Annotated in this window: 28 protein-coding genes; 18 read left to right on the top strand and 10 right to left on the bottom strand. The window is 28.1% G+C overall.

Features of this window, described 5'->3' with window-relative positions; translation table 11 throughout:
• Positions 1 to 178: 178 nt before the first annotated feature.
• A complete protein-coding gene (locus tag EU95_RS09775) occupies positions 179 to 331 on the top strand; it encodes a hypothetical protein (RefSeq protein ID WP_193742438.1) in 153 nt (50 codons plus the stop codon).
• Between the two features lie 216 nt (positions 332 to 547).
• Here EU95_RS09775 and EU95_RS09770 read toward each other — a convergent pair whose 3' ends face one another.
• On the bottom strand, positions 548 to 688 hold the full coding sequence (locus tag EU95_RS09770) for a hypothetical protein (protein WP_193742437.1): 141 nt from the start codon (positions 686 to 688) through the stop codon (positions 548 to 550).
• Between the two features lie 189 nt (positions 689 to 877).
• On the opposite strand from EU95_RS09770, the gene EU95_RS10210 reads away from it, so the two are divergent.
• The 3 genes from EU95_RS10210 (at position 878) to EU95_RS09765 (ending at position 2,712) form a co-directional block, all read left to right on the top strand.
• On the top strand, positions 878 to 1,009 hold the full coding sequence (locus tag EU95_RS10210) for a hypothetical protein (RefSeq protein ID WP_275040476.1): 132 nt from the start codon (positions 878 to 880) through the stop codon (positions 1,007 to 1,009).
• A 254-nt stretch (positions 1,010 to 1,263) separates the two neighbouring features.
• On the top strand, positions 1,264 to 2,445 hold the full coding sequence (locus EU95_RS07040; protein WP_032521599.1) for a fatty acid desaturase: 1,182 nt from the start codon (positions 1,264 to 1,266) through the stop codon (positions 2,443 to 2,445).
• A gap of 105 nt (positions 2,446 to 2,550) precedes the next feature.
• On the top strand, positions 2,551 to 2,712 hold the full coding sequence (locus tag EU95_RS09765) for a hypothetical protein (protein ID WP_193742436.1): 162 nt from the start codon (positions 2,551 to 2,553) through the stop codon (positions 2,710 to 2,712).
• A 48-nt stretch (positions 2,713 to 2,760) separates the two neighbouring features.
• Here EU95_RS09765 and EU95_RS07045 read toward each other — a convergent pair whose 3' ends face one another.
• Complete coding sequence (locus tag EU95_RS07045) at positions 2,761 to 3,390, bottom strand: DUF938 domain-containing protein (protein WP_080728102.1); 630 nt, start codon at positions 3,388 to 3,390, stop codon at positions 2,761 to 2,763.
• 568 nt (positions 3,391 to 3,958) lie between these two features.
• On the opposite strand from EU95_RS07045, the gene EU95_RS0108745 reads away from it, so the two are divergent.
• Complete coding sequence (locus EU95_RS0108745) at positions 3,959 to 4,066, top strand: high light inducible protein (RefSeq protein ID WP_011132751.1); 108 nt, start codon at positions 3,959 to 3,961, stop codon at positions 4,064 to 4,066.
• Positions 4,066 to 4,206, top strand: a complete 141-nt coding sequence (locus EU95_RS07050) for a high light inducible protein (protein WP_032521797.1) — start codon at positions 4,066 to 4,068, stop codon at positions 4,204 to 4,206. Before EU95_RS0108745 ends, EU95_RS07050 begins: the two co-directional genes overlap by 1 nt.
• A 632-nt stretch (positions 4,207 to 4,838) precedes the next feature.
• Here EU95_RS07050 and EU95_RS0108740 read toward each other — a convergent pair.
• Entirely contained in the window at positions 4,839 to 5,045 is a 207-nt protein-coding gene (locus EU95_RS0108740; RefSeq protein WP_032521597.1) for a high light inducible protein, read from the bottom strand.
• A gap of 944 nt (positions 5,046 to 5,989) precedes the next feature.
• On the opposite strand from EU95_RS0108740, the gene EU95_RS07055 reads away from it, so the two are divergent.
• Positions 5,990 to 7,189 (top strand): LptF/LptG family permease, encoded by a 1,200-nt coding sequence (locus tag EU95_RS07055; protein ID WP_032521596.1) that lies wholly within the window; start codon positions 5,990 to 5,992, stop codon positions 7,187 to 7,189.
• Between the two features lie 66 nt (positions 7,190 to 7,255).
• On the opposite strand, the gene EU95_RS07060 is transcribed toward EU95_RS07055, so the two are convergent.
• The 3 genes from EU95_RS07060 to EU95_RS07065 form a co-directional block, all read right to left on the bottom strand.
• A complete protein-coding gene (locus EU95_RS07060; RefSeq protein WP_032521595.1) occupies positions 7,256 to 7,933 on the bottom strand; it encodes a hypothetical protein in 678 nt (225 codons plus the stop codon).
• A gap of 248 nt (positions 7,934 to 8,181) precedes the next feature.
• On the bottom strand, positions 8,182 to 8,322 hold the full coding sequence (locus EU95_RS09760; RefSeq protein ID WP_193742435.1) for a hypothetical protein: 141 nt from the start codon (positions 8,320 to 8,322) through the stop codon (positions 8,182 to 8,184).
• Between the two features lie 595 nt (positions 8,323 to 8,917).
• On the bottom strand, positions 8,918 to 9,394 hold the full coding sequence (locus tag EU95_RS07065) for a hypothetical protein (RefSeq protein ID WP_032521594.1): 477 nt from the start codon (positions 9,392 to 9,394) through the stop codon (positions 8,918 to 8,920).
• Between the two features lie 192 nt (positions 9,395 to 9,586).
• Here EU95_RS07065 and EU95_RS07070 point away from each other — a divergent pair, with 192 nt between their 5' ends.
• Complete coding sequence (locus tag EU95_RS07070) at positions 9,587 to 9,967, top strand: DoxX family protein (RefSeq protein WP_032521593.1); 381 nt, start codon at positions 9,587 to 9,589, stop codon at positions 9,965 to 9,967.
• Positions 9,968 to 9,997: 30 nt separating this feature from the next.
• On the opposite strand, the gene EU95_RS0108735 is transcribed toward EU95_RS07070, so the two are convergent.
• Entirely contained in the window at positions 9,998 to 10,192 is a 195-nt protein-coding gene (locus EU95_RS0108735) for a hypothetical protein (RefSeq protein ID WP_032521592.1), read from the bottom strand.
• Positions 10,193 to 11,917: 1,725 nt separating this feature from the next.
• Here EU95_RS0108735 and EU95_RS07075 point away from each other — a divergent pair.
• From EU95_RS07075 to EU95_RS07085, 5 genes are all read left to right on the top strand, one after another.
• Positions 11,918 to 12,127, top strand: coding sequence for a hypothetical protein (locus tag EU95_RS07075; protein WP_032521591.1), 210 nt, complete (start codon positions 11,918 to 11,920; stop codon positions 12,125 to 12,127).
• A 580-nt stretch (positions 12,128 to 12,707) separates the two neighbouring features.
• A complete protein-coding gene (locus EU95_RS10205; protein ID WP_275040474.1) occupies positions 12,708 to 12,833 on the top strand; it encodes a hypothetical protein in 126 nt (41 codons plus the stop codon).
• The gene (locus EU95_RS0108730; protein ID WP_032521590.1) at positions 12,826 to 13,068 is read left to right on the top strand and encodes a DUF1651 domain-containing protein; all 243 of its coding nucleotides are present in this window, start codon (positions 12,826 to 12,828) and stop codon (positions 13,066 to 13,068) included. Before EU95_RS10205 ends, EU95_RS0108730 begins: the two co-directional genes overlap by 8 nt.
• Positions 13,069 to 13,107: 39 nt before the next feature.
• Positions 13,108 to 14,661: an ArnT family glycosyltransferase gene (locus EU95_RS07080; protein ID WP_032521589.1), complete on the top strand. Its 1,554-nt coding sequence runs from the start codon at positions 13,108 to 13,110 to the stop codon at positions 14,659 to 14,661.
• Between the two features lie 40 nt (positions 14,662 to 14,701).
• Complete coding sequence (locus EU95_RS07085) at positions 14,702 to 15,793, top strand: glycosyltransferase family 2 protein (RefSeq protein ID WP_032521588.1); 1,092 nt, start codon at positions 14,702 to 14,704, stop codon at positions 15,791 to 15,793.
• 25 nt (positions 15,794 to 15,818) lie between these two features.
• Here the strand turns inward: EU95_RS07085 and EU95_RS07090 are convergent, their stop codons facing one another.
• Complete coding sequence (locus tag EU95_RS07090; protein ID WP_241466704.1) at positions 15,819 to 16,199, bottom strand: GtrA family protein; 381 nt, start codon at positions 16,197 to 16,199, stop codon at positions 15,819 to 15,821.
• A 388-nt stretch (positions 16,200 to 16,587) separates the two neighbouring features.
• On the opposite strand from EU95_RS07090, the gene EU95_RS09755 reads away from it, so the two are divergent.
• A complete protein-coding gene (locus tag EU95_RS09755; RefSeq protein ID WP_193742434.1) occupies positions 16,588 to 16,758 on the top strand; it encodes a hypothetical protein in 171 nt (56 codons plus the stop codon).
• A 43-nt stretch (positions 16,759 to 16,801) separates the two neighbouring features.
• Here the strand turns inward: EU95_RS09755 and EU95_RS07095 are convergent, their stop codons facing one another.
• Complete coding sequence (locus EU95_RS07095) at positions 16,802 to 16,930, bottom strand: high light inducible protein (protein WP_032521587.1); 129 nt, start codon at positions 16,928 to 16,930, stop codon at positions 16,802 to 16,804.
• Positions 16,931 to 17,198: 268 nt separating this feature from the next.
• Between EU95_RS07095 and EU95_RS09610 the strand changes: the two genes are divergently transcribed.
• From EU95_RS09610 to EU95_RS07105, 4 genes are all read left to right on the top strand, one after another.
• A complete protein-coding gene (locus EU95_RS09610; RefSeq protein WP_158462194.1) occupies positions 17,199 to 17,456 on the top strand; it encodes a hypothetical protein in 258 nt (85 codons plus the stop codon).
• Positions 17,457 to 17,657: 201 nt separating this feature from the next.
• Positions 17,658 to 17,804, top strand: a complete 147-nt coding sequence (locus EU95_RS09750; protein WP_193742433.1) for a hypothetical protein — start codon at positions 17,658 to 17,660, stop codon at positions 17,802 to 17,804.
• Between the two features lie 73 nt (positions 17,805 to 17,877).
• Complete coding sequence (locus EU95_RS07100; RefSeq protein WP_032521586.1) at positions 17,878 to 18,396, top strand: hypothetical protein; 519 nt, start codon at positions 17,878 to 17,880, stop codon at positions 18,394 to 18,396.
• Position 18,397: 1 nt separating this feature from the next.
• Entirely contained in the window at positions 18,398 to 19,264 is an 867-nt protein-coding gene (locus EU95_RS07105) for an LOG family protein (RefSeq protein WP_032521585.1), read from the top strand.
• A gap of 8 nt (positions 19,265 to 19,272) precedes the next feature.
• On the opposite strand, the gene EU95_RS09330 is transcribed toward EU95_RS07105, so the two are convergent.
• A partial coding sequence (locus EU95_RS09330) for a WD40 repeat domain-containing protein (protein ID WP_052046851.1) occupies positions 19,273 to 20,797 on the bottom strand: 1,525 nt, incomplete at its 5' end.

Here is a 20,797-nt window from a genome sequence, read left to right as displayed (position 1 = left end):
TCTATTTCAAATAAATATACCAATATTATGAATGATTCATTTGCATCTACCAACCAGAATACAGACATAGATTCTATTAATTCATATTTTGAATGTATCACTGAATGCAGTATTGTGGATGGTCATCAAGAATGTATAACTCGTTGCTTAGAAGTGCATTTAAAGGGGGAGGATCAAAATGAATAAAAAAAATTCACCTCAAAGGAAAACAACTTTAAAATGGAATTCTAACGGAGAACTTTCTGAAATTGATATGTTAAGGATTTTAGAAAAGTTATCATCAAATGATCTTAAACAATGTGATTTAACCTGCGATTCTGAACATATTTAGAAATTTTTAATGATATAGTTTTTTTAATTTAAAAATTTGAATTAGCTTAATTTTCTTCAGATTAAAGGAAGATTAGATTGCAAAATTACTTTTTATTAACTTAGTAGTACTGCTCGCTCAACAGCAACAAAGGTGCTGGACGTTATTAATACTTTATTTATAAGCTTTCAATCAAGATTTAATGACCATTCCACAGTATTTAGATTTATCAAATAATTATCTTTCAGGATCACTGTCTTTTTTTGAAAGTTGTCGACTAATTTCTTTTTTTGTTATTTCAATGGGATTAGCAATACCTGTATCGCCATGAGTTGGACAATAATAGGTAATTAGCATCCATTTTTTTTCTTCATTCATGAATTAATTTGGTCTTTAAATTATTTGAAAATTTAAGGTAGGTTTCTAAAAAATCGATTTTTTTTAATCTTTTTTTCTTTTTTGCTTAATAATTTATTGAAGTTGTGAAGCAATTCTCCAAAATAGATATAAATACGCATGACGTTAAAAAGAAATACTGCTATTTATTAATAAAATCAACTTTTGATCATGTCATTAGAATCTATATTTATGGTTGTAGCTCCAATTTGTCTTTTTACTGTAGGAGTTATTGTTCTACCAATTTTAGTCAAACCACGCAAAAGAACAGAGATTTCAAAGAGATATATTCGCGGTCTTTGAATTAAATAAGCTTCAAATAAGAAAAAAGACAAAGGGACGGAGAAAACTAAATACATTTATAAATTTTGAGATTTCGATAAAAAAATAGCCTAGAAATATATGAATAAGATTATTAAATTCGCAGATAAACTTCCTCTATTAAAATCCTATTGAAAAAGACAAACTATACATTATTTTTATAATTAGATCCTGTGATGGATAATAGGTATATGTAAATTAATTTTTATTTAACCAAACTCTAACCTAAAAAACATTTGAGTAATATAAAATTTTCAGGCCTCAAAGGCCGTGCGCTTGCAATAGAGAATAAAGACGTTCCAAGCATAAAAGAATTTAAGGATGTTATTCCAGATCAATATTTAAATTGCGATACCAAAACTTCTTTGAGGTATCTCTTACAATCAGCTTTTATTCAATCAATAGTGGTTGCAATAGGATTATCTATTCCATTTACTCCAAAAATGATCCCAATTTGGATAATTTACTCATTACTATCAGGTACAACAGCAATGGGTTTCTGGGTCATTGCCCATGAATGTGGGCATGGCGCATTCTCTAAAAACAAGACTTTAGAAACCATAATTGGATATTTACTTCATTCATTACTACTAGTTCCTTATTTTTCATGGCAGCGTTCTCATGCCGTTCATCATCGATTCACAAATAATGTAACTAATGGTGAAACTCATGTACCTTTAGTCATCAATGGAAATGGAGTTACAGAGAAGGTTGGCGGGGAAAAAGAATTGAATTTTTCAAATTCCTTAGGTAAGAAAAATTACGGAATTCTTCAACTTGTTTTACATCTAATATTTGGCTGGCCTGCTTATTTACTTACAGGAAGTACTGGAGGGCTAAAATATGGAACTTCAAATCATTTTTGGCCAATCAAACCATTTTCAAGAGCATTATGGCCATCAATATGGACAAAAAAAGTTTGGATATCAGATATCGGAGTCGCTGTAACATTACTAAGTATATTTTATTTTATTTTTAAGTATGGACTATTTCCAGTATTTGCTTTGTATTTTGGTCCTTTGTTAGTAGTTAACTGTTGGTTAGTAGTTTATACATGGCTTCATCATACGGATTCAGATGTACCACATCTATCAAATAAGGAATTTTCATTTATGAGAGGAGCATTTCTATCAATTGACAGGCCATACGGTAAAATCCTTAATTTTCTCCACCATAATATAGGTTCTAGTCATGTCGTTCATCATGTCTGTCCAACCATCCCTCATTATCATGCCAAAAAAGCAACTATCTTAATCAAAAAAGCATTTAAAAAGGCATATCTTTTTAATCCTGATCCAATCCACAAAGCCCTTTGGAATATTGCATGCAATTGTGTTGCTGTGAAACTAGAAATCAATAAAGGAATTTACATCTGGCAATCCTCTTACAATAAGAAAGGTTTAAAAACATATGAGTAGAAGCTTTTTTATCACATTAATTTACACAAATCCGAAAAAAATATAAAAGAATATGACATATGCTGAAACTTATCCTAAAAATACTGTTGATTATGAAGTTTTTTTATGAGTGGCGACAACTTGCATGGTAAGCAACCTATTAAATTTTATTCAGAGAAAATAACACTTACAAAAGTGGAACTATTAGAAAAACAATTGAGTTTAGGAGATAAAGTTTCAGATTTAGATGAAAAGCATAAAGAGTGGAGTAGAAAGCTTTCAGGATAATGAGTTATTAAAATAATCTTTTAAAGAGTATTGATATTTGAGGTTGATCTAAAAAACAACTTTTCTATAGATTATTGAAAAATTATTTGCTGGCATCCTAATAATATCTTCTTGAGAAAAACCAGCTTTTTTCGCTTCATTACTAACTTCCTCAATATTTCTAATACCCCAACAATCATTTTGAATTTTTAATGCGTTATCAAATAAATAATTACTTTGACTTATATGCTTATTACCAATTTTAAATGGGCCATATATTATCAAAAATTGTCCTTTCTTAAGTAATTCTCCTGCCCCCTTAAAAAGAGATATCGTACAATTCCACTTGGCTACATGAATCATATTTATGGAAACAATACCTTGTATGGAACTGGTCAACTTTAATGGAATTTTCCAAGGAGTATTCTCTACATCGAGCTCAAGAGGTTGGGGCATTATCTTATTTAATTTTTCATACTCAATCCAAGAAGTTATACTTTTTCTATGCAGTAAATCTGGATCAGTTGTTTGCCAAATTATTTCAGGAAAACGTTTTTGAAAGAATACTCCATGCTCACCACTTCCACTTCCGATTTCCAATATTGAACGATTTTTTTTTATAATTCTAGATAGTACATCTCCAATACAACCTTTATTTCGTTGAGTAGCCGAAAAAAATAGCCTATTATCTAAGATCAAAAGAATTTGGAATCAGATAAATAATTGTTATAAATTCCATTTTTTTATTTAGCTTTTCTTAATTTCGGAGCGTTAAAAAACATTATTTTTAAGCTAAAGAATAATATGGAAACTGTCAAAGCGGGCACTAAATAAAGTATTAAATCAGAACTTAGAAGTGAAGGAATACTTACAAAAATTAGGTGCATGAAATAAGTTGCAAAAGACATTAGTTTATAAATATTTAATTTATTAATAGCAAAAATTTAACTTTAAAAACTATTTTTTTCAAATCTTTATTTTTAAAGAGTCAGCCTGTATCCCTACTAGCTGACTCTTAATTTATTTTAAGTTAAATTGCCTCTAAACGAGGATTTCATTACTCAAAAAAAGCTGTGATTTATAGTTTTTTTTTTTGCAAATATATGATAATCAGCTCCTGTAATCATATTTTTAAATTTTAGTAATTCCTGATACAGATTTGTCACGCAAATGATAAAAAATTTGTTTTTTAGCAATTTTTATGATCATTTAGTTTACATTGATAAATAAATATGTTATATTTGTTTACAAATTATTTAATCTAAAAATGACTCCAGAAGCAGAACGTTTTAACGGTTGGGCAGCAATGTTAGGTTTCGTAGCGGCAGTTGGCGCTTACGTAACAACTGGTCAAATTATTCCTGGATGGTTCTAATGAAAAATAATGAACCTAAAACTATAGAGAAAGAAAAGATTGTTGCTGAAAAGCTAAATGGTAGGTTTGCCATGTTAGGTTTTGTAGCTCTTGTTGGAGCATATCTAACAACAGGTCAAATAATTCCTGGGTTTATCTAAAATTTTAAAAATTCATATGAAGAACTAAATTAAAAATTTAGTTCTTTTTTTTTTGTTTTGTTTTATTTTACTTAATAATTTAATTTCCTTAAAAATTTGAGACTTAAAATATTGAACTAGCTATCTTAAATAAATTAAAAATCAGTATAAAAACTCTACCGAACAAATTAAATTAGATTTAGAGTGATTTTATGTAAATGGAGGAGAATGTCATGGTAAATCTAGGATTGGAAATTGTATTTTGGCTAACTTTAGTTATTTATGTTGGCGCAAGAATAACTAAAACAAAAAAAGGGTTTAAACAACAATATTAAAAGACTTACCCAGCTAAAAAAAATAAAAAAAGTTAATAATCTTTAAATTAAAGTGAATATTAAGAAGTTATTAACTATGGCAAATTCTTTTTGAATACTGAATTTGATCATAAAAAGTGGTATCTTAACCAAAAAAATTATTAAATTTTATGAGGGTAAAGCTTGAGTCTGATACAGCTTTTATTGACAAGAAATTTGCTTATTTATTTCTTGGAATAATATTTAGCCTTAACGCAATAACTTTTATTTGGTTTTTTTTATTTTCGAAATTAAATTAATCAATATTTAAATTATAACTGAGAAAAAAACAAGAATTGGTCAAAAAATTCCTGGAATTATTTGACCTGTTGTTATGTAAGCACCTAATAGTGCAACGAAACCCACCATAGCCCATCTGCCATTTACTTTTTCTGCATTTTGAGGATACCCTTCATATGATACAGATTCATCTATATAAGGTCTGGTTTCAGAAGGGAACATATTTTGTCTTCCACCTGATTCATTTGTGACACCTGAATTTGACATTTAATAAGAAATAATTATTAATAAAAGTAACATAATTATTAACTTTTGTAAACTAATAAATAGATCTTCCCTCTTATAACCACTTGTTAGATAAGTGAGGTGTGCCATTTTTGGCAAGAAATTGATTAATTAATAGATATTAAAGTTTATTTTACTAATTAATGTAAATGTAAATCGCTCGAATGAGCATTTATACTCACACTAAGTAATTTTACTCATTATTATAAGAAAAGCATTTAGGAAGTGCTTAGTTGGTTAAGATCAGAAAATCTGAATTTAACTCGTTCGTCATGAGCTTGCCGGTGGGATACCTGCAAGCTCTTTTAATTTCAAAATCAAGCAAACACAATATTTATATAGATATCTTTTAAATTAAATTCTTTTTGGAATTAATCTAAAAGACTGACAAGAATTAATATTATTGCTAAAAAGAAAGTAGGCTAAATAAAATATATGTCTTTAGACTATATACTTATTCCGTTTTTTATTTTTATTATTCTTTTTCTTTTAAATAGAGAAAATAGAATCTACAAAAGAAATCAGAAAGTTAAGTAACTGTAGTAGATTTAAAAAAAAATTAAAAAAGAAACTCTCAACTTTATTATTTATCTATAAATTTATGGAGAGTGTCAATAGTTTAGGATTATTTATTAATTTAAAAAGTTTTAATAAAAACTGGGTTAAATTTTACTTAAACATACCTTACTCCAATATGATCGTGAATTATTAATTTGCTCCAATTTCTTTTGACAATGAATGCATTTACATTCGTTTAATAAAGTTTTATTTTTCATTAATATATTCTTTCTTTAAGAAAAACAAATTATTTACTTTAATGCAAGCATATATAAATTTTTTTTTAACCTCATACAATTCTTATTTTGTTTCTAAATCATTGATATTTTATAATGCAATAAAAAAAGTACAAATTAAATAAACTTCTTTTGAAACTTTCAAGTCAATCAAAATTAAAAAAAACTATTTACAAAATAATTACTCCTTGGTATTCAATTTCTTTAATTGATAGATGGTTATTAGGGCAAATAATACCACCTATGATATTTGCCATTTCAGCTTTCACCGTGATTTCTCTCTCGGTGGGGGTAATGTTTGATTTGATTAGAAAAATAGTTGAGTATGGATTACCTATATTACAAGCTTTTCAAGCACTAATTTATAGCCTTCCTAGCTTTTTAGTTCTCTCGTTTCCAATGGCTGTCTTATTATCCACACTATTATCTTATGGGAAACTATCAGCTAACTCTGAATTGTTAGCTCTAAAGTCATTAGGGATTACAACGGCTCGGATAATAGCTCCAGCAATTATGATTTCAATATTTATGACAGGATTAACTTTTTATTTCAATGATAATTTAGTGCCTACCAGTAATAAGCTAGCAGAATCAACATTAAGATCCGGAATAGGAAGTTCTTTTAATAATCAAAAAGGTAGAAACAATATTATCTTTTCTAGAAAGGGATCTAGAATTAAAACCAATAATACACCAACTAAAAAAAATACATACTTGACTCACATTTTCTATGCTTCTCGTTTTGAAAACAATATTTTGAAGGAAGTTACAGTTTTAGACTTTTCAAGAGAAAATATAAAGCAGATCCTTACTGCAAATGATGCAATCTTTAATAAAAAGAATTCATCTTGGTTATTCAAAGATGGAAGTCTTGTTTCAACTAACTCTATTGGTCAAACAACAAGTATTAAATTCAAACAATATGAATATCCTTTCGTTGAGGGGCCATTGGATCTAGCAAAAGTCCCAAAGGATGCAAGCGACATGTCTTTAAAAGAAGCATTAGATGCAGAAAGAATATATAAGAAGATAGGAGACCTTAAAGAAATTAGAAAGATTCAAGTTCGAATTCAAGAAAAATTCACCTTGCCTTGTGCATGTTTGGTTTTTGGATTGATTGGCAGCATTTTGGGGTCTCAGTCTAATTTAAGATCCTCAAAAAGTCAGGGTTTCGGATTGAGTATTATTCTGATATTGGTTTATTATGTTATTTCATTTTTATGCAGTTCTTTTGGAGTTAAAGGATTACTTCCTCCAATAATTGCAGCTTGGTCTCCAGTATTAATTTCACTGGTTGGTGGATTTTATTTTTTAAGAAAAACATCTATTTAATTTTTAAAAATAAAACAATTAATATTTAAATTTTTTTTGGAAAAGTATTCAAATATCTCCTGCAGGTTATTTCTTAGATTTTCTTGAAAATTTGAAATTCCGCCAAAAATGCAAAAAGATTCCTGTAGATAAAAGAAATTCAAAAATTTCTTGATCATTTCTTATATGTGGAACTGTTGAAGCCCAAGAAATATCATAATAAGCAAAAAATAAAGATACCAATAAAAAATATAAGCTATACTCCCTACTTGGCAAAGAACTTAAATTAGGCCATTTTCTCCATCCCACCCAACCTAAAAATATACATAAAACATGTAAGAGTGGATCAAGAAGAATATTATGAAAAAAAGGAAGATTATGAAAATTTGTCTCACCCTGGATGCTCAAATCTGTAACTGAATTCAATGTAAAGCCAGTAATTCGCTCACCCCAACTGATTTCTTCAGCAGAGATTAGGAGGCAAAATAAACTTAAAAGCAACAATACCCATGAATTTATTGATCTCTTTTTTTGAGACTTAAGGTAAATATAGAAGCCCATTAAAGAAGAAATAAAAAATTGACCAAACTGTAGCCATTCCAAAGGCCCATCTTCTTTTTTCAATAAATCAAACCAAGTTATTCCAATTAAATTCTTGCCAAAAGGTAATATATAGACAAAACCATAAATAAATATTAGATAGTAAATCGGGAATAAACTAACTTTTGTAGATATTGAACCCCAAGGTGTTTTTATCTCAGACATTTATTTTGAGTTTCAGTTTTTCAAGATAATTTTAGATCTATGAATTAATTAAGTAAAGATTTATAATTTTGTGGTGATTAATGTAAATAACATTTCAGTAATTTAATTTTATCTTTTTTCACTTAAAAAAGAAATTCTAAATAATTATGAATTAAAGATCCATTTTCAATCGAAGTTAAATAGTAAGAATTAGATATCATAAAAAATATTTAACTCGCAGATAATTAATTGACTTCAAAAATTATTTATTAAAACCAGCCTTTTTTCTTACTTTTAACTTCTGGGGAAGTCTTAATTTTAGGTGCTTCGTCAGTTCTACCTTTTATAATCATTAAGGGAACAATTGCCCATAAAGCCAAAAACAATATCCAAAATAAATAGATGTTCATAGTTATGTAAATAAATCATTTTTCATAGTAAGAACGTTTCTTATTAATCTGTGAGTTTCTTTTTAAAGTTCTTCTTTGAATGTATAATCCGAAGCAATTTGTAATTGGATAAATTTAATTTATAGGAAAGAATATTTCTTAAAATACAAATTTTAAAGGCCAGAAATTTTCAAAAAATTTTCACCTTTACATTAACAAGGGCACTCTTCAGGACCACTGCTTTGCTTCAGTAAATGAGGAGTGCTTATTTATAATGACATTATAAAAACATATTCGTGAATATTAGAAATTAAAACTTTTTGTATATTCAGAATTCTTTAGCAAAATTTCAAATGAATGAAAAAATGTGATTTATGCGACAAGTCAGATAAAATCCACTTCAGGGTTAAATCCATAATTCATAAGAACTGGATTTTTTGTTGTAAAGAATGTTGGAATATTATTTCTAAACATAATAATTATTCTTATGGTGGCACAAGAAAGTCAAAATGATAAATTATAAATATTTTTTTCTATAAAAACTAATCAATTAATCAAGAAGCTTAGAATTTTATAAAATTAGATCAAATACTCTATTAAAAGATTCTTAATTTTTCTAGAGGAGATCGTTAATTTCCTTTTTTATAAATTTATATTCTAAATTAATGTCTTTAATAAATTCATCTACTTCTTTTTTAACATCCTTGTATTGATTAATTTTTTGTTTACTTTTCTGATAGATAATCGATTTAAAGACTCCTGGATAAACCACCTCAATCCAATAACCTGCCAAGCAATAAAATTCATCAGGAACGAACGTTATAATAAAAAATTTTTTGGAACTTTTATATTGAGCAATTGCTTTATTAACTAAAGCTCCTTTAGTTTTGTTAGTACCAAAAAAAGTGACATCTTTTGCAAAGTTCTTTAACATATTTGACTCTTTGTTATTTTTTTCTAAGGAATTTCTAGCAAGTATTTTTTCAAAGGAATAACAATAATCTAATAAATTAGTAGTTTCTTTTTTTGAGGGGTAAATAATTATGAAGGAACTAAAAAGTAAAAAAAAAGTTAAAAGTAATTTCTTAAACATTTTTAATTTAAGTTAAATACATTATTGCATAAAATTAAAAACACATTTTCAAAGTATTCTTAAATCCCTTTAGAGGATAGAAATTTATTAAAAAGACTTTTTTAAAAGTAACTTACTTGTAAAAAATATTAATGTTTTCAAGACTATTTAAATATTTTTTAACCAAATAAAATTTTTTCTTATAATAAATCCATGAAAAATACTATTTTTGCAAATAAAAGTTTCAAATCTTTTCTAGATTTTTTTTCAAGAGTAGCAATCTCTACGATATTTATCTCAGCTATACCAGGGAAAATAAAAGGTTTTGAAAGAACTGTTGAATATATTTCTTCAAAAGGGATTCCTGATCCAATTGCATCTGTTCTATTAGTTGGCGCGATTATATGCCTTATACTGGGTTCTGGATTTTTTATCTTTGGAGAAAACCAAAAAATAGGTTCAATATTTTTATTGCTTTTTCTTATACCAACAACAATAATTTTTCATTTTTTCCCTTTCCATCAAAGAGCGGTGTTTATGAATCTTGGATTAATAGGTGGATTAATTATTGCTGCATTAAGGTCACCAAAATAAAAAACTTAATTTAAGAAGCCCAAATATTTTTTATTTATTTTCTCTTAATTCTGGGAAGCAATTTGCAATATGAATTAGTTCATAAACCTCTTTATTATCGTATTTTTTATTAGGGATTCCGCTGCCTACCTCTATTCCTTTCTCTTTCATCTTCTTTAATATCAATTCTTGCCTTTGCATACTTGTCATTGACTTAAGTCTTTTAATTCGTTCTTCTTTACTCACCAGATCTTAAATTAAATTTTATAAAAAGATAATACCTCTAACGATTCATTATATAAGTAAGAAAGCCAGTAAATGTTAGTAACTTAAATCCAATAAAAAAGGGTAAATATTTTTTAACCTTCTTACCGACAGGTAATAATTTATTGAATGAATTAACTATAGTTTGCATTCTAAATATTAATATTCGACCACTATAACTAATTTTTTTTAAAATCACTTCTTTTTTACTTAAATATTTTATTTTTAGGTAAAAATATAAACTTTAGAAAGACTAACGCCTATATCAAAAGCTAATAAAGCAATAAGCAATTTTTTCATTTTTTTGAACTCTCAACTATTTTTTTATAAAGTTCTTCAGAAATAGGTTGCATAACCTTTTAGAAATCTGATTACAAACTAGTTACTTCTAAATTAGTTTCTAGTTACGAAATATACGAATAAATATTTTTTTAAATAGGCAAAAAATATCATCGCAATAAGTTTTTCTTATAAGGTATCAACGAATGCTAATTTAAAAAACTTCTATAAATACCAAACTCTATTTTAAGTAAGTTGAACCTCTATATTTTAACTTTATTGCCTTTTCTTCTTGTTTTCTACAATATACGAATGACTTTCCATTGAAATACATGTTAACCATGATGCAGCTCCTGAAAATGCCCAAGTCCCCGTCCTATGGCTTGAGTCTTACTGCGGTCTATCAGATGGTAGATCGGACGATTTTGTAGTATTTACTACACTTTATTTATAAAGTATTTATACTTAGATGTCAACTATTAATTGGAAATCAACTGCAATTTTAAATTGGATTCTTCTCTCATGAACTCCATAAAAAGAATAAAGGACATATAACTACGCGTAACTCCAATAAAAACTGAAATAAATGCTAATGCCAGACAAATAGGGCAATGAGGGAATGCCATTATTAATTTTCCAATATAAATTCTAATTGAGCTTCTGCACTAAGAATATCAATTCTTCTTTTAAATAATTTAAAAAATTTGATTATTTTTTTCAAAATTAAAACCTCCTTCAGGCATCAATAATGATATTATTCCAAGAATAAATATATCAATGAGCAAAAATACTGAATCTATTGATATAACTAAAGTCTCGTAGCATGCTTATACAATAAATAACACTAAGGTAAGCTCAGATGCTCTTGATTTAATTAACCGATAAAGTCCAATTCAGAATTGAATATAGTAATTGGTTGCTCAGCCTCATTGCAGTGCCTTTTTTATTTTGCTAAAAAAATAGAGCGGGCTAAAGTCCAATACTCCACGAGGATTTAGTCCGCTGCCTAAAGCCTGGGGTTAAATTTTTTTTGTAATTGACATAAATCCATGCTTTGAGACAAATATCTTGATTGCTTAATAAATTTATTTGGTATATTGCTATTACAGAATTTATAAGGTTACGTAGATTAGTTACTAAATCCTCGTGGAGAAAGCTTTAGTTAACTTTTTTTACTGGTTACTAATAAGATCAGCTGAATCTCATTATGGTGCATCATTGTTATCAGTAGAAGTTCCTTCTAATTCAATCAAAAGTTTTTCTTGAATTTAGAAAGTTTTTTATTTGAAGGTTTTATATTTATTAATTTAATAGCTGAATTAAATATTAAGTAAGTTATTTAAGTTAAGTTGGTTAATTTTCTCTATTGCAAATAAAAATGTGGCTGTTAATCTGGCACTTATAGAAGATAGTTAATTTCTTAAACTGATGCAATTTGACCATTCTAATTCCAAAAAATATGATGGCCTTATGTCAATAGAGGATTTAAGGACTTTGCGACTTCGAAAACAAAAAATTGAAAGTGATAAAAAAGCTAGGAAATATATCTTGGAGATAAATCAAAGATATAGAAAAATGAGAGATCAAAAAGGTAATAACTTTTTAAAAAATATGAACCCTTTTAAAAAGGCAGCTTAAATTCTTAATTTTAATTATTTAATTTTTTATATTTTGCATCTTCCAAAGTAAAATAATTATGGTGATTCTTTTGAAGAGTTTCACCAAGAGGGGATATTTTTAGCCCCTTCTTCCTTAAATTTTTTTAATTGATTTTCCATCAAAAAATAGGAAAGAATTTTTTTAATGAATAAAAGATTTATAGATGAAACAACAATGGCTATTCTTATTTAATTGAACAACTAATGAATATTTCACCTCACCTTTTAATTGATGTTGTAATACTTAGTACTGCTCTGACAATAACCCTAGTACTAAGAGCCAAAGGGAATGCTGCCAGAAAAGAAAAACAAATTAAATGATTAATCAAAAAGAAGAACAAGAATTCAAAGAAACCAAATTGTCTAGAATTTGGAACTTTCTAATTTATGGAAGTTTTATAGCTATTGGAATTTTCTTAGTTTATTTATATTCCGCTTATATATTTTTAAATAAATGACCCATATGTATGGCATAGCAATTACCTATGGAATATTAAGTCTTTTCTTGCTTGGTGGATTTGCTTATATTACTTTTAAAATGAAACGCTAATTAAATTTTCATGTCCTCTTCTTTGAAAGATTTCTTGGATAAATTTTTTGATTTATGTAGAGAATATCAAACTGAAATTCCACCTAAAAAGATGGCTGAAGTTTTAAGAGATTATGCAGATAGATTAGATGGGTGAAGAATATTGGCTTATAAACTCCAATAGGTCAAAAGTAAAAAGATTCCATAAAAACAAGCATAACAAAGATAAATTCTTTGAATATATGTTCATTGACTCTGGAAAAATTACTGGAATTTTTGGAGAACAACCTCCAGTTATGACCACAAGAGAAGAACTGAAGATAGATAAAGCAAGAGAGGAATGGAAAAAGTTTTTAGAACAAGGCTGGAGGCGAACAAAAGTAGTTTGGTAAATTACAATTAAATCAATAAATAAAATAAGTTAAGAAATAATGATCAATATAATCTTTAAGTTAAAATTTTTTTTAAAACTATTTATTTTTTTTCCTGTAATTTTTTATTTTGGCAAAAGAAGTTACATAGCTTATGACGAGGGATTTTACGCACTTCAGGCAAGGTGGATACTAGATAAAGGTAATTGGACTGTACCTTTGTGGTTTGACAACTATACATTGGATAGAACTATAGGATTACAGTTTTTAATCGCAAAATCACAAGAAATCTTTGGAAGAAATATATTTTGGGCATATTTACCAACGACTTTAGCTGCGATAGTAATGTTATTCATAACTTATAAATTGCATGAAGAATTAATTGATAAAAAATATGCACTTGTATCTCCTCTCATACTTTCTACTACTTATTTATGGTTTGATTATTCCCACTTAGCTACTCAGGATATTATTTTTTCCAGTTTAGTAACTATTGGGATATTTTCATTAGTAAAAATCAAAAGCAGAGATAACAAACTATATATTTTACTTTTTGGAATTTGGATTGGTTTAGCTTTTATGATGAAAACTTTTCTAGTTGCTGCACCTCTAATATCTTTATTGCCATATTTATTTATCAAAAAAAAATTATTCCTCACAAAATTTTTCTGGTTGGGATTATTAATAGGTTTTATTCCATATTTGATTTGGAGTATATCTATAGACCCATATTTAAATAAAAATATTATTTTCCATTTATTTGAGAAATTCACAAATCTCTCAAATAAAAATAACTTTTCCAATCCTTTCTATTATTATTTTTGGAACATCCCAATAACATTCTTGCCATGGAGTATTTTCTCAATAATTGGAATAATTTTTAATAAATCAGACAATAAAGATCAGAAATTTATCCTTACTTTTTTCCCTTTAACTTTCATACTTACAATAAGCCTTTTTTCTACAAAAACGCCATATTACCCTCTGCAAATATCCTCAATATTGACCCTAAATAGTTTCTTAGGTATCAAATATTTATTTAACTCAAGAATTTACAAGTCGACTTTTATTTTTATAACCTCAAGAATAATTCCACTATTTTTAATTTCCTTCGCTTGTTTATACTATTTTTTATTTAATAACGTTACTAGTCTTAACTTTAAGGAAAATTCATATCTATTTTTAGGATTTATTTTGTTTGGATTATGTTGGTCATTTCTAAATAATAAAACTAATTTCAAAAATGTTTTAATAATTCTGATAATTGGTCCTTATCTACTTACTTCATTTCTACTGGGATCAGGATTATTCACTGATAGATCAAGAGAGTTAAGAGAAACAATGGAATACGTTTCTTCCCTTGATATTGTCAAAAATCAAAATATCAAAATTGATAAAAGTGGAATAACCAATACAGAGTCACATTCAAAAATAATAAAAATTTCTATATTAACTCCTAATCTTGGAGAGGGGTTTAATAATATTGGTGAGTTAATGCCAGGTGAATTAGCGTGGTCTAGCAATTATTTGGATAAGGAAATAAACGATAAGTCGTACGATATTTTATATGAAAATGATACTTTAAAACCTTGGAAATTAATTTTAAAAAAGTGATTAGCTATAATAAAATTTCTTATAGAAATTATATAGTTTAATGCAGTCTTTTAATACTTGGAATTTAACAAATAATCAACTACACCAATTATTCAAAGATGAAGGCCAATTTATTTCTATTAAAGTTAGAGGGAATACTTGGGAACCAATATCAAGATGGTTAAGGTTAGATTCCAGAATTTTTAAGGAGACCACAAATAGTCCAAGAATTACATTATGTGATATTGAATCTTTAGCAGAAATTTATAACTACAGATCCATTAGATGGAAAGCAAAAAAATTAACCCCTATCCCAACACACCAAATCCCACAAAAATTAAAAAACATTTTTCGTAAATTACCAATCATCAAACATCTAGCATATGAGTTAGAGATAGTTTTTTATAAATACATTGAAAAGAATTCTGAGCAATTAATTTCAATAATTATTCCTGCAAGAAATGAAGAAGGTAATAAGCAACTTTTTATTAAAGCATTAAATAAATTCAAAAAATTGTCTAACAAAATTGAGATTATTTTTGTCGAAGGTAATAGTAAAGACAATACTTTTTCTATGCTAGAAGAGTTAAAAGAAAGGTTCTCTGATTCTTTTAAAATTTTTCTCTTAAGGCAAAGTGGTAAAGGTAAAAAGAATGCCGTTGTAGAGGGCTGCAATATTTCCTCAGGGGAAACATTAGCAATAGTAGATGCTGATTTTACTGTAGATATTGATGACAGTATTGCCGCAATAATGGAGTCAAATAAAAATGAAAATATACTAATTAATTGCTCTCGTACTACTTTTCCAATGGAGAAAAATGCAATGAGATGGGCAAATTATATTGGTAACAGATGTTTTGCAATATTTATATCAATCCTAATTAATAAACAGGTATCTGATTCACTATGTGGAACAAAAGTATTTTCAAGGAAGTTTTTTAATCTTATGAAAAAAAATGGAAGTTGGGAATCCAAATCTGATCCATTTGGTGATTTTACAATTATTTTTGAAGCTGCAAATAATAACATTAAAATACTCAATTATCCAGTTAGGTACTATGCGAGACAATCAGGTGCTCCGAATATATCAAGATGGATTGATGGCTTAAAACTTCTTAAAGTCTGTTTAATTTATTTAGTTTCAGATATTTAAAAATAATTTATTTGTGAAATATAATTTATTTCTTAAATGAAAGGTATTTAGATCCTAAGTAATTATTTATTGATCCAATCAATGCGCCAAATAACCAAGCGATTTTATAGTTATCAATTAATTGATTTATAAATAAAATTACTAATGACATTTCTATTCCTCCCAAAAAGTAGATCAAGCAAAATAAAGAAAAAGATTTTACTAAAGGTTGCCCATTACTATTTTTAAAAACCCATAATTTTCCAAAAATAAAAGAAATTAGTATTCCTATGCAATAACCTGATATAGAGGCAAATAATATATTATTGAAAAGCAAATATAAAGATCTATAAGAAATAAAATTAATAATTGACGCAATTAATCCAGATAAAATGAATCTAAGTATTTGTTGATTATTTATTCTCAAAAATTTATAAAATGCCAAGCTTTTAAGTTTTAATTTATTTAAATACAAAATACTAATTTTGCATATGTTTACTTAATAAATCAAATAAATAAATTTATTAAATAAGAGTCAACTTGAAACCCTACTTTTTGTATCTAATGAAAATAGATTTTTAGGCTAAGATCGTTTATTGAATAAACCTTCTTAAAATATTTCACTATATTCATAACCAGTATTTTTGCTCTTGAGTATTTTAATTATCAAATGTAGGTTAGTCTGACAGATTGAGGTTTAACTTCATGAGTACATACAAAACGAAATACTTTAAAAAAACAAAAAAGATTAATAACACTTTATGGTTGGACAAATTAATTAATCAACTAGAAAAAAAAACAAAGGGAGTTTAACTATGAATACTTTTAGAAATAAGCAATTCAAAAATGAATTAGATCCCAAGTATGCTTTTTATGATTGTCTTCGTAGTTGCGAAATAAAGAGTTCTTCAGAAAATTCTCTAGAAGAATGCGTAGAAAAATGTGATTTGGATTCTACAAAAAAGAATCCAAATAAAGAAAAATAAAAAAGGGACTTATCAAGCCCCAAAAAACAAAAAGAGTTCTTTTTCAAAAAATACCTGGCAAAATTTGACCAGTAAAATAGTAAGCCCCAAAAAGAGCAAACATTCCGAGCATTGCAGCTTTGCCGTTAAGCTTTTCAGCTTTTTCGGTCATAAATTTTTTAGCGAATTCCATAATTAAGTAAATAAGATTTTATATCTACAAATTATTTAGGAAATTTTGAAATGATGTAGTTTTTCCTACCAAATTCAATTATTTTTTAAATTCTTGGAAGAAAAGTTTTTTCTAATTAAAAATAGCTATATTTAGTGTTAATTCGGATCTGAATGATTCAATTTTTTCACCCAAAATTTACTCAAAATTAACCCAAACTTTTTTTAAAATTAAATCAAAACTATTAAAAATATTTTTCTGGTATTTATTTTTACTTTGAGAGTCTTTTTTGATCCTTAATCCGTACAATTTTGTTCCTCTAACCGCACACATAAAACTTGAGATTTACTATTTAAATGAATTAGAACATAAGTGTAGTCAAGAGGTAAGTCTTATGGCACTAAACGACACATTTACTATCCAAGAAATGGACTTGGATACAAAAGATCTCTCATACGATATTAAGTCAAAAGAACTTGAAACTTACTGGAATAATGAATGCGAATTGCATCCCAGTAATAACCATTGCAAAATTTTCTGCGATTAATACTTTATCTTTTTAAGTATTCTTACGCTTGATTTTTATATATCATCCGTACTAAAGCATAGTCAGATAGAAAGGAGGACAATCAGATGACAAATTTAACTATAGAGATTCTATTCTGGGTGATTTTAGTTTCTTATATAGGATTAAGATTTTCTCAAACATGGGATGGCTTTAAAAAACAGTTTTAATTAGGAGGGAAAAATGAAACTTCAAACACAATTTACAGTTCCCAAAAAAGATCTACGAGATCTTGATTATGTGAATAAATTAGAAGTTTTAGAAGGAACTTTTAAGAGAGAATGTCAAGATTACCCAACTAAAGAAGATTGTTTAGTTTGTTGTAACTGACTATTCATTAATCGTTTTTCGTAGCTTATAAATTCTAAAAATATTTATAAATTCTTTAATGAGAGGTTGAACTATGAAATTAAAATTCATGCCAACAACAATTTTCAGAGAGACTCCAAAAGTAACATTTTTTGATGCAGGTATAGATTCATCTAATGGTTGTGATGTAGTTATGCATTCAGGGGAGGCTATATCTCCTCCAGATAATTTTAAAGATGAACAATATTACGTTCACAATCATCAAGTTGATTACAATTTAGTTATTAATGGAGAAAGAACATTTGTTTTAATAAATCCTTCATGGGATGAACCCCATCATGTGATTTATTTAAATAGATCAATGGGAGCACTAGAAATTCCTATTGGTACTTATCACAGATCAATCTCTGGGAAAGAAGGTAGTATTGTTTTAAATCAACCAAAAAGAGATAAATTTTTTGATCCAGCTAAAGAATTCATCCCACAAAAATTAGACAAAATAAGTTTAATTAAGGCAAGAAAAAGTCCACCTGTTTATTGGATTTATGAAAATAATCAAGTTAAAAGATTCCGTTTTAATCCACTAGGAAGAAAAGTAAAGACCCTTGTTTGATATGAACAAAACAAAAAAGAGGCTTTCACCTGAAATTAATAATTCAAAAAATCTTAATTTGATTATTAATTCTGATACATACAAGTTGGCTCATGAAGATATTAATATGCTCAGCAGAAATGAAATGCGCGGAGTCAGAATGCTGCTTGAAATTACAAAACCAGATTTAATACTAGAAGAAAATAATATTCTTTCAACCATAATAATTTTTGGTGGCGCAAGTATTACCGAGGAATCAAAAACAAAAGAGAAAATTGAAGATATAAAAAAGTTAATTAAAAAAAATCCTTCATCAGTATTGCATAAACGAAAGTTAAATAGATTAGAAAATTTACTATCAATGAGTCACTATTATCAATCCGCAAGAGAGTTTTCTAAACTTGCTTCAATTAATAATCAAAGTAAATCCTGTAATTCTCATGTGATAGTAACTGGTGGAGGTCCAGGAATTATGGAGGCTGCTAATAGAGGAGCTTTTGAAGCAAATTGTAAGTCTATAGGGTTGAATATCAGTCTCCCTAATGAACAAATCCCCAATGCTTTTATAACTCCAGGGCTCTGCTTTAAATTTAATTATTTTGCATTAAGAAAGATCCATTTTGTGATGAGATCATTAGCAGCTGTTTTTTTCCCTGGAGGTTTTGGAACTTTAGATGAATTATTTGAACTACTTACACTCCGTCAAACAGGGATGAAAAATAAAATACCAATCATCCTTTTTGGAAAAGAATATTGGGAAAAGTTAATTAACTTTGAATATTTAGCGGATATGGGATTAATTTCTGATCAACACTTAAATCTTTTTGAATATGCAGACAGTGCCTCAGAAGCATGGGAAATAATTAAATCATCAAATTTATCTAATTAAAAAAGAATTTAAAGATTTATTGGATCAGCCTCACTCTCGCTTAAAATAACAAGTTCTTCATTAAGAGGATCAATTGCACTATTATTCTGTCCATTCATCAAATCAAATTCATCGATATCGCGTTTTAATGAAATTTCCAGATCTTGGGTTTTCTCAAATATTTTACGAGTAATTTGATCTCCTTGAATTCCATCATCTTCAATTTGAAGCTCAGGAGAATAGTTTGTAATTATATCTACTTCCTCAGAGATAATTGAATCTTCAGGATTACTTTCTTGCAGAATATCCTCCGAATCATATAACCCAGTAATTGGATCATAGTCACTCAAATTAGTATTTAACTCTTCAGTTAAAAAGTCATTATCAGGCTGATGAATTTCAAAGTCATCATCTGTTAGATCAGTATATTTGATTAACATATCTTGAACGTGCATCATTGCTTGAGATTCATTGATATAGGTTCCTCCAACTTCCCTAATAACATCTTTAACATCCTCTTCCGTAGCTGTTCTTAGATCTAAATCAACATTAGAGAGAAGATCTCTGGTTTCTTCAGTTATTGTGATGCCATCGCTAGCATCATGATTTTCATCTAATGACTGAAGGAATACAGCCATATTTTCAACATATTCATCGTTTAGATTTGTTCGTTCAACATCCGCGATATCTTGTAAGAATATGTTGCCAGAAGCTAAATCTTCTGAAGAAACAGATCCCAAAGAAACATTACCAATACTGAAACTAACTTCATCTCCAAATAAATAGTTAAAGTAACCCTCTTTGGTTGTTAAACCAGTTATTCCAGATGAAGATGTATACTCGACCCCCTCAACAATTCCATCAACTAATGTTGTAAATGAGAGACCTGTTGTGCCAGTACTTTCGTAAACACGAACATGACCGGCACTTGTACCCGTTCCATCATTTAAATGAGCACCAACTGCAACAGTAGATCCATCAGCAGAGAGACTTACTGAGATACCTGATTGGTCACCCGCTGCTTCTCCATTAATGTCAGAAGCAATCTGCGTCCAACTACCACTTACATTATGAAAAACACGAACATGGCCACTAGCATTACCATTCTCATCATTTTGGGAGGCACCGATGGCAACAGTAGATCCATCTGCAGAAAGACTTACAGAGATACCTGATTGGTCACCACTAGCCTCTCCCTCAATATCATCTCCAACTTTTGTCCAGGTTCCATTCTCATTTTTATAAATACGAACATGGCCACTATTAGAACCATTGTCGTCATTGTAGGCAGCACCAATAGCAACGATAGAACCATCTGATGACAAGCTAACTGAAAACCCTGAGAAGTCATTCGAGGCTTCTCCATCTATGTCTCCACCAATTTTTGTCCAGGTTCCATTGTTATTTTCATAAATACGCACATGGCCACTATTAGAACCATTGTCGTCGTTGAAAACAGCACCAACAGCTACTGTAGTTCCGTCAGGAGAGATGCTGACTGAGTAACCTAAAGAGTCTTCAGCTGCTTCTCCATCTATATCGCTACCTATCTGT

The sequence above is a fragment of the Prochlorococcus marinus str. MIT 9201 genome (genome assembly GCF_000759955.1).
In the GTDB taxonomy this organism is placed as follows: domain Bacteria; phylum Cyanobacteriota; class Cyanobacteriia; order PCC-6307; family Cyanobiaceae; genus Prochlorococcus_A; species Prochlorococcus_A marinus_G.
Note: the sequence above shows the minus strand (reverse complement) of the source record. Positions and strands in the feature narration are given on the sequence as shown.